The organism is Arthrobacter sp. HMWF013, assembly GCF_003061105.1.
Classification (GTDB): Bacteria; Actinomycetota; Actinomycetes; order Actinomycetales; family Micrococcaceae; genus Arthrobacter.
Genome location: NZ_QAIQ01000014.1, coordinates 1 through 7666 on the forward strand (window position 1 = coordinate 1; position 7666 = coordinate 7666).

10 protein-coding genes are annotated in these 7666 nt (G+C 64.0%); 4 read left to right on the forward strand and 6 right to left on the reverse strand.

What is annotated here, in order from left to right:
* A partial coding sequence (locus DBR22_RS00485; RefSeq protein WP_181364962.1) for an alcohol dehydrogenase catalytic domain-containing protein occupies positions 1-319 on the reverse strand: 319 nt, incomplete at its 3' end.
* Complete coding sequence (locus DBR22_RS00490) at positions 316-1698, reverse strand: MFS transporter (protein WP_108597283.1); 1383 nt, start codon at positions 1696-1698, stop codon at positions 316-318. The genes DBR22_RS00485 and DBR22_RS00490, both read right to left, overlap by 4 nt.
* Before the next feature lie 148 nt (positions 1699-1846).
* Here DBR22_RS00490 and DBR22_RS00495 point away from each other — a divergent pair, with 148 nt between their 5' ends.
* Both DBR22_RS00495 and DBR22_RS00500 read left to right on the forward strand, forming a co-directional pair.
* On the forward strand, positions 1847-2578 hold the full coding sequence (locus DBR22_RS00495) for a GntR family transcriptional regulator (RefSeq protein ID WP_108597284.1): 732 nt from the start codon (positions 1847-1849) through the stop codon (positions 2576-2578).
* A gap of 10 nt (positions 2579-2588) precedes the next feature.
* Entirely contained in the window at positions 2589-3782 is a 1194-nt protein-coding gene (locus DBR22_RS00500) for a serine hydrolase domain-containing protein (protein ID WP_108597285.1), read from the forward strand.
* A 78-nt stretch (positions 3783-3860) separates the two neighbouring features.
* On the opposite strand, the gene DBR22_RS00505 is transcribed toward DBR22_RS00500, so the two are convergent.
* Entirely contained in the window at positions 3861-4361 is a 501-nt protein-coding gene (locus DBR22_RS00505) for an SRPBCC family protein (protein WP_108597286.1), read from the reverse strand.
* 12 nt (positions 4362-4373) lie between these two features.
* Positions 4374-4706 (reverse strand): ArsR/SmtB family transcription factor, encoded by a 333-nt coding sequence (locus tag DBR22_RS00510; protein WP_108597287.1) that lies wholly within the window; start codon positions 4704-4706, stop codon positions 4374-4376.
* Between the two features lie 210 nt (positions 4707-4916).
* Here DBR22_RS00510 and DBR22_RS00515 point away from each other — a divergent pair, with 210 nt between their 5' ends.
* On the forward strand, positions 4917-5459 hold the full coding sequence (locus DBR22_RS00515; RefSeq protein ID WP_258228992.1) for a TspO/MBR family protein: 543 nt from the start codon (positions 4917-4919) through the stop codon (positions 5457-5459).
* 195 nt (positions 5460-5654) lie between these two features.
* Complete coding sequence (locus tag DBR22_RS23645) at positions 5655-5828, forward strand: hypothetical protein (protein WP_181364963.1); 174 nt, start codon at positions 5655-5657, stop codon at positions 5826-5828.
* 142 nt (positions 5829-5970) lie between these two features.
* Here the strand turns inward: DBR22_RS23645 and DBR22_RS00520 are convergent, their stop codons facing one another.
* Both DBR22_RS00520 and DBR22_RS00525 read right to left on the reverse strand, forming a co-directional pair.
* A complete protein-coding gene (locus DBR22_RS00520) occupies positions 5971-6504 on the reverse strand; it encodes a hypothetical protein (RefSeq protein ID WP_108597288.1) in 534 nt (177 codons plus the stop codon).
* A 452-nt stretch (positions 6505-6956) separates the two neighbouring features.
* The gene (locus DBR22_RS00525; protein ID WP_108597290.1) at positions 6957-7640 is read right to left on the reverse strand and encodes a DNA alkylation repair protein; all 684 of its coding nucleotides are present in this window, start codon (positions 7638-7640) and stop codon (positions 6957-6959) included.
* Positions 7641-7666: the final 26 nt, after the last annotated feature.

Below are 7666 nucleotides of genomic sequence, written 5' to 3' on the forward strand. Positions count from 1 at the left end.
GGTTGGTGCGGCCTGCCAGGCGGTCCGGCATGATGCCATCGCCCACGAGTTCGGCCGGGTGGACGGTGACCGGCTGGCCGACGTCGAGGTTCTGCACTCCCGAGCCCAGCCGGGCGATCCGGCCGGCCACCTCGTGCCCGAGGACGAGCGGCGATTTCAGCGCCGCCGTCCCCGAGGCGCCGTGGCGCCAGTAGGACAGGTCCGAGCCGCAGATCCCGCCCCATTCGACGTCGATGATGACTTCCCCGGGGCCCGCAACGGGCTCGGGCCGGTCATCGATGCGGAGATCATTGGCGCCGTGGACCACGACGGCTTTCATACAGCGTCTTCCAGGCGGACCATGTCGCGGCCACGGACCTCGGGTCCAACAAAGGCTGAGATCAGGGTGATGAGCGAGTAGGCGATGAGCATTGCGGCCAGCGGCCACCAGTGCCCGGTGATGGCGGTGAGGGTGGCGGCGAGCAGCGGCCCGATGGCGGTGGCCAAGATGCCGCCGATTTCCTTGGCCAGGGCGAGCTGGGTGAAGCGGGTCCGGGCTCCGAAGAATTCGGCCATGGTGACGCTCTCCATGGCGAAGAGGCTCAGGACGCCCAGGTTCAGGCCGATGACCATGGCCACCGTGATGAGGGCCGTGTTGCCGCTGGTGACCATCATCAGCATGGGGATGGCGAACAGCGCGGTGAGGGAGCTCAGCACCAGGTAGAGCGGCCGGCGGCCGAAGCGGTCACCCAGCATGCCCATGACGGGGATGGTGACAAAGCCGACCAGGGAGCCGTACATGATGGCCGTGGTGCCCACACTCTTATCGACGAGGAGGACGGTGGCGAGGTAACCGATGAGGAAGGTCTGGATCAGGCCGGAGTTTCCTGCCTGGCCGAAGCGCAGGCCCAGGGCGATGAGGAACGCCTTGCCCTTGCGCTGGTGCAGGGCTGCTTCGATGGTTCTGGTCTTGGCGAGCTCTTCCGCGGCGGCGATTTCGCGCTTGGACAGTGCAACACCATCCACCACGTCGGCCCGCTCTTCGAACACCGGGCTTTCCTTGACGGAACGGCGGACCCAGACGGCGAAAATCATGAGCACGAAGCTGAACAGGAACGGGATGCGCCAGCCCCAGCTGAGCAGGTCTGCTTCAGACAGGGTGGAGACGAGGATTGCCCAGATCGCGGAGGCCGCGAGGGTTCCGGAGTTCGTGCCGAGGCAGACGAGCGAGGAGATGAGGCCGCGGCGGCGTGCGGGAGCGAACTCCGCCAGCATCACGGTTGCACCGGCGATCTCGGCGCCGGCACCGAAACCCTGCGCCAGGCGCAGCGCGACCAGCATGATGGGGGCCCAGACGCCGATCATGGCGTAGGTGGGGAGGACCCCGATCAGCGTTGTGGACGCGCCCATCAGGGCGATGGTGATGAAGAGGACCTTCTTGCGGCCGATCCGGTCGCCCATGCGGCCGAAGTAGACGGCGCCGGCGAGGCGGGCAACGTAGCCCACGCCGTAGGTTGCCATGGCGGCGATCAGGCCGATGATGGGGCTGACGTCCGGGAAGAAGAGTTTGTTGAAAACGATGGCTGCGGCCAACGAGTACAGCTGGAAGTCCATGAATTCCATGGCGGTTCCGAGCCAACCCGAAACGGCGACTTTGGCCAGTTCCTTGGTGGGTTTTGCTTCCGGCTTGGTGATGGGCGGCGAGATGCTCTCAGTCATCTGGTGCTCCTTTGCAGGCGATGAAATACGGGGAGGTCAGAACGGTAGAAGCGTGCCGAATTTCGGGAAAGTGTGACCGTCAGCACCTCGTTCACTACTACCATACAAGCACTACCATTCTAGTGTGTCAAGAGAATAGAATGGGCTCATGGCAACCGAGAAGAACGGCAAGGGACACGCGCCGCGACTGTCCGTCCGGGACCAGACCCTGGAAACACTTCGGCGACGCATCATTTCCCTGCAGCTCCCGCCCGGTGAGCCGCTCTCGGAAAACGAGCTGGCGCAGGAACTGGGTGTCAGCCGGACGCCGGTCCGTGAGAGCCTGATTCTGCTCCGCGAGGAGGGGCTGGTGCAGGTCTTTCCCCAAATCGGTTCGTTCGTCTCCCTGGTGGACCTTGCCCGGGTCTCGGAAGCGCAGTTTGTCCGGGAGGCCATCGAGTGCGCTTCGATGCGCGACCTTACAGTGGACAGCGAAGGCATTGCCGGTCTGCGCCGGATCCTGGAAAAGCAGACCGACGCCGATTCGACCGGGGATATTGAGGAGTTCTTCCGCCTGGATGAGGACTTCCACCGGGAACTTCTCCGGCTGGCCGGCCACGAATCCGCGTGGGCGGCCGTCAACTCCGCCAAGGCCCACCTCGACCGTGCCCGCCGCCTGAGCCTGCTGGACACCAGGCCCGTCTCAACCCTGATCCAACAGCACACCGCCGTGGTGGATGCCCTAGAGGCCGACAAGCCGGACGACGCCGACAGCTCACTGCGGCTGCACCTCCGGGGCGTTTTTGACGATGTGAAACGGATCCAGGCTGCTACGCCGGAGCTCTTTTCGGACGGCACGGTCCCGCGTCCGGGCCGCCGAAGCGTGGCACGCCTCTCCTGAGCCGGCCGACATGCGGACAGTCATCAGCCGTAAGATCCTCTTCCGGCTTGCCGCCGTGGCAACGGCAACGGCCCTGGTTGCCCCGCTCGTCGGGTGCACACCGGCTCCTGGTCCGCCTGAGGAACAGTCCTCTGCCGCGCGGCCCGGCACACCGGAGCCCTCGAAGAAGCCGGCGTTCGTCGGCGTGCTGGAGCGCTACGCAGACGACCTGCAGGCGGGTGGCGCCTCCGCCGTCATCATGCAGATCAAGGCACGGACCGGTGAATGGTCCACGGCCGTTGGCGTCCGCAGCCACGAGGGCCAGGAGCGGGTCCAGCTCGCCGACCAGGTCCAGATTGGCGACATCACAAAAGCCATGGTGGCCGTTTCGGTCATGAAGCTGGTGGAGGAAGGGCAGGTGGAGCTGGATGACCCCATCGCCCAATATCTTCCGGAAATCGGGACTGTACTCAGTCCGCCTGGACCGGTCACCGTGCGCAGCGTACTGAACCACAGGTCCGGAATTCCGGAATACTGGGACGCCCTGCGCCGGGTTTCCACCCTCAACGAACTCATAGCCAGGACGATGAGCCATGCGGACCGCCTGGCCGCCGCTGCCGGCGCGCCGTGGCCCCGCCAGCGCCCTGAAGAGTTTACTTACTCCGGCTCCAACTATGTAGTGTTGGCGCTCCTGGTTGAGCGGTTGCGGGGGCGCGGCATTGGCGAGGTCCTGCACAGTGACATCGTGGAGCCCCTGGGGCTTGATGGTACGCACCTGATGGGCGGTGAGAACGCCGGGGAGCGCATGGTCCATGCGTACTCGCTGCTGGGCCTTGACCGCGTGGATGTGACCCGCCCGGCCATGTACCGGAACGCCCCGGACAGCGGCATGATTTCCACGGTCCCGGACCTGAACGCCTTCCTCGCGGCACTGGTGGGTGGGAAACTGCTCAAGCCGGCCACGTTTCAGGAGATGCTCAAGGGCGGACGCGAAGATTACGGGCTGGGCCTCATGAAAATCTACGACGAGTGCTCCAACAACAGTTACTTCGGGCACGTCGGGGATGTGCTGGGCTACACCTCACTGGCGATGGGCAGCCTGGACGGCTCCAGGCAACTGGCAATGACCGTGGCGACGCCCGCGGGATCGCCGCCGGCGTCGTTCAATGCGTTGGGGAACCAGATGCTGGACGCGGCCAGCGCGGCGCTCAACCAGGCCTGCTAAGCATCAAGGGACAAAGGAAGAGTACGACGGCGGGACGTCCCGCCGTCGTACTCTTCCTGCCTGCTGCGGTCCCGGCCCTTACCGGGCGCGGGCGGGTTCGGCGAGGATGGCGTCGATCTGGCCCGCAGCCTCCTTCAGGCCTTCCTCCATGCCCATCTGGACCATCTGTTCCATCTGCTCTTCGGATTCGAACGCGGACATGAGGGTCATCCGGGTGCGGCCGCCGAGGTCTTCCAGGTTCACGGTGGCATGGGAGCTGCCAAATTCGTCTTGTGGGGCGCCATCAGCATCGGAGAAGCCGTCGTCGAACTCAAGCTTCCGCGGCGCCTCGATGGCGGTGAACCGCCACCAGCCGCGGGGCTTCTCCCCCTCAGGTGTCGTCATGTAATAGTCCGCTTTTCCGCCGGGCTGGAAGTCGAAGCGGTCAAACGTTGCCGGATAGCCGGGCGGACCCCACCACCGTTCCAACTGTCGAGGATCTTCCCAGATCTGCCAGACGCGTTCGACGCCGGCGTCGAACTCCGCCACGAGGGTGAGGCTGAGTGCCTCGAGATTCTTGGTGGAACTGATAACAGGCATTGCGTTACCTTCCTATTCTTCAGCCAGAATGTCTGCGATCCGCTCGGCCCGCTGGCGCCAGATCGCGTCATACTCGTCAAGCAGCCGGCGGGCCTTCTGCAGTCCTTCATGGTTTCCCCGCACGATCTGCTCCCGTCCGCGCTTCTCCTTGGTCACCAGGGAAGCGCGCTCCAGCACCGCCACATGTTTCTGGACGGCGGCGAAGCTCATGGCGTAGAGGGCAGCGAGGCCCGAGACGGAATACCCGTCCCGGGTTACCCGCCGGACAATGTCCCGCCGGGTGCCGTCCGCCAGCGCCTGGAAGAGGCGGTCGACGTCGGAATCACTGAGCTCATCTACAACCATTTGGTTGTAGATTACTCCCGGTGGGTAGGGGAGTCAACGGGTTTGCGTCAGCGCAGGAGCATTACTCCGGAACGCATGCCCGGCAGTTATGGCAAACAGCGTGGCGACCAGCAGCATGGCGACGAGCATGACGGATCGGCGGATATTGGTCAGGGCACCGCGACCACCATCGGTTTGACGCGGGCACCCGCCATTGTCCACAGTAGGTCAGTGCCTGCAAATGACCCCGCTGGAGCCCCTGCCCGGGCTGTCCACGAGCCTTCCCGGCGGCGGCAGCTCGCCGCCCTGATGGGATTCCTGGCGCTGTCCTGGGCCGTCTCACTCGTGGGTTCCATCCCCGTCCGCGCGGCCATCGGCGGCAGCTGGTACAGGCAAATGGAACTGGCACCCTGGAGCCCTCCGGGCCTGATGTTCACGTCCGTCTGGCTCACGCTGTACGCGGCGATGGCCGTCGCTGCATGGCTGGTGTGGCGGCAGCGTCGCCTGCCGCGCCGCGTCGCGCTCAGGTTTTATGGCATCCAGCTGGCGCTGAACCTGCTCTGGCCCATGACCTTCTTCGGGCTGTATCCCCTGCTGGGCAGCGCGGCACTCTGGCTGGCGCTGGCGGTGCTTGCCGCACTCTTGCTGGCTGCGGTCCTGACGGTGGCGCACTTCGGCCCCATCAGCAGGACGGCCGGAGTGCTGATGCTGCCGAACGTTTCGTGGCTGGTTTTTTCGGCGTCCCTGAACCTTTACGCCGCTGTCCGTAACTAAGGCCGGCCCCGGAGTGCAGGAGCGTGTAATCGCTCACACTTTCGGCATTTCGGTTGCCAACGCCCTCGGCCACCCTGAACCATGAACAGGGGACTCCTTCCCGCAATAACCAAATTCAGCCATCCTCACCGACGAGGATGCGGCTCTTCCAATGATGACGAAGAGCCACCAACTGCACGAGCGAAAGTACTGACAATGACGTTTGAAACCACTGACTCCGTAACGCTGAAAATCTGGGACCGGTCTGCGATCGACCACACTCTTGAGGGCATCGTCAACGACCTTTCGGCCAGGACAAACGCACCCAAGGGCCACATCGCCGTCCACTGCAGCGGCCCCAACACCTTCACTGTCAGCGTCCGCAGCTAGCATTACGGCCGGCAGAGCCTGAACTGTTCACCAAAAGGAAGCGGACGACGCCGGAACCTCCCGGTGTCGTCCGCTTCGTTTTTTGTGCAGACTGTTGTGTGGCTGAGCAGGGCCCTGCCCTACTTCATCATAAGAGCGTCGACTAACCCGTGATCAGGATGGCGGGCTCGTCGAACCCCGCGAAGGTCAGCGTGTACACAAAGCTTACGTCGCTATCGGTTACCTCAGGCTCCCAGTTGGGGTTGGGGCAGCTGAAGTTATCCAAGAATTCCTCCGTGCTCGTTCCTGTCGCGGTCTGGTCAGGCACAACCAGCCGTCCATTTCTACTCGGGAAAAGCTGCTTTGTTGTTGTCGTCTCCTCGGATTCCGTGAACGGCTCGACGATCTTACTGTTCACGCCCGGGTTGTGACACACGCCAGTGAACGTGCTCGTGACGGCCAAGCTCACCGTCGCGTTCGTATTCCCGACGCCTGCGATCGCCGTGTTAGTACAGTTTACGGTTAGGTCGTCGAGGGTGTCGTAAGTACAGACGGGCTCGCCAAAGCCGTTGGCGTAGTGAGCTCCCTGGGGAGCGTTATCGAAGTCCGTGACCGCATATGCCGCAGTCATGCCCGTTGCCAGGGCGAACAGCAATGCTGCGAACAGCGTCAGGACGCGGCGGAGTGATAGCTTCATTTTTCAGGCTTTCTGCAGATGCCCTGGGCACGATGCCGAAGGCAGTGACAACAGGAATTTGCGGATCCGGCTTTCGCCCGGTCCGTGCGTGCTTCGGGAGCCCTTTCAAGCGTCCAAAGCCACCCGGCCGCAACACCCAGCCTGAGCTGCGCCTTTCAAATCAAGCGAGCGGCCGGCAGCGCCATTGCTTGCGCTGTCCTCGCCACTCAATAGATTAGGGCCGTTTCCGGCCTGATTTTCTTGCTGATATTGGGGTTCTTTCAGGGCAAATGCTGCAAATATGAATCCGCCGATCCCCAGCTCCTAGCGGTGTGCCTGCCGACCTTGGCAGGCGACACGGAGGCTGTTGAACCTCGCCTCCCGGCAGGAACATCCTACGCCTAAGCGGGGAATTATAACATACTGCGGCCGCTAGAAAGCGGAGGGTAGGGAGGCGTCATGCAGACTCAGGCCTATACCGTGGCCTGGCGGCTCACCATTTCGTTGATCCAGCTCGGCGCAAACGGCGAGGTGCAGTTCGGCGGCGTCGGGTAGTCCTTGAGGACCTCCAGGCGTTCGCCGATATCGAGCGCGCGGGCCCGGTAGTCCGCGTGCTCGATCCCAATGAAAGCCAACGCCTGGTTCATCGCCCACTGCAGCCGGTCCGGAGCGTCCTTCATCTCAGCCTCGATGGTGTCCAGCAGAGCCGGGAGGTCGAGCCCTTCGGGCTTCTTGGCAACCCGTTCGCTGGTGAGGGCCCATCCGGCGCTGGCGACAACGGGATCCGCATCCGCCGTCCAGGCAACGCGCAAATCTTCCGCGTGCGGGCTGTTCTTCACCACGTAGTTCACCAGCCAGTCGTGCACCTTGGGGGCCCGTGCCTCGCGCAGCATGGTGTCCAGCTGGCCGCGGTCAAAGGCCTTGGGCCGGCATACCAGCAGCGCCAGCAGCCTCGCCGCGGTATTGTCCGTCGCCCAGAGCGCGAGCGCGAGGTCCTGCTGTGTCTTCAGCCGTTTCGCGACGGCGCGCAGCTTGGACAGGTTCACCCCGTGGTCATCGCCGCGCTTCAGGTTCGCCTCGCGCATCTTCGGGTCTTCGAGCGCGGCCAGCTCGGCCATCACCTCGTCCAGCAGCCCTGCCGTTGCCGTCTCCGCCATGCCATCCTCCCGGGTCACCCTTGCAT

Coding starts and splice junctions, on each gene's coding strand:
- DBR22_RS00505 (WP_108597286.1), bottom strand. CDS start 4,361: ATGCCTGTTATCAGTTCCACCAAGAATCTCGAGGCACTCAGCCTCACC.
- DBR22_RS00500 (WP_108597285.1), top strand. CDS start 2,589: ATGCGGACAGTCATCAGCCGTAAGATCCTCTTCCGGCTTGCCGCCGTG.
- DBR22_RS00495 (WP_108597284.1), top strand. CDS start 1,847: ATGGCAACCGAGAAGAACGGCAAGGGACACGCGCCGCGACTGTCCGTC.
- DBR22_RS23645 (WP_181364963.1), top strand. CDS start 5,655: ATGACGTTTGAAACCACTGACTCCGTAACGCTGAAAATCTGGGACCGG.
- DBR22_RS00510 (WP_108597287.1), bottom strand. CDS start 4,706: ATGGTTGTAGATGAGCTCAGTGATTCCGACGTCGACCGCCTCTTCCAG.
- DBR22_RS00490 (WP_108597283.1), bottom strand. CDS start 1,698: ATGACTGAGAGCATCTCGCCGCCCATCACCAAGCCGGAAGCAAAACCC.
- DBR22_RS00520 (WP_108597288.1), bottom strand. CDS start 6,504: ATGAAGCTATCACTCCGCCGCGTCCTGACGCTGTTCGCAGCATTGCTG.
- DBR22_RS00525 (WP_108597290.1), bottom strand. CDS start 7,640: ATGGCGGAGACGGCAACGGCAGGGCTGCTGGACGAGGTGATGGCCGAG.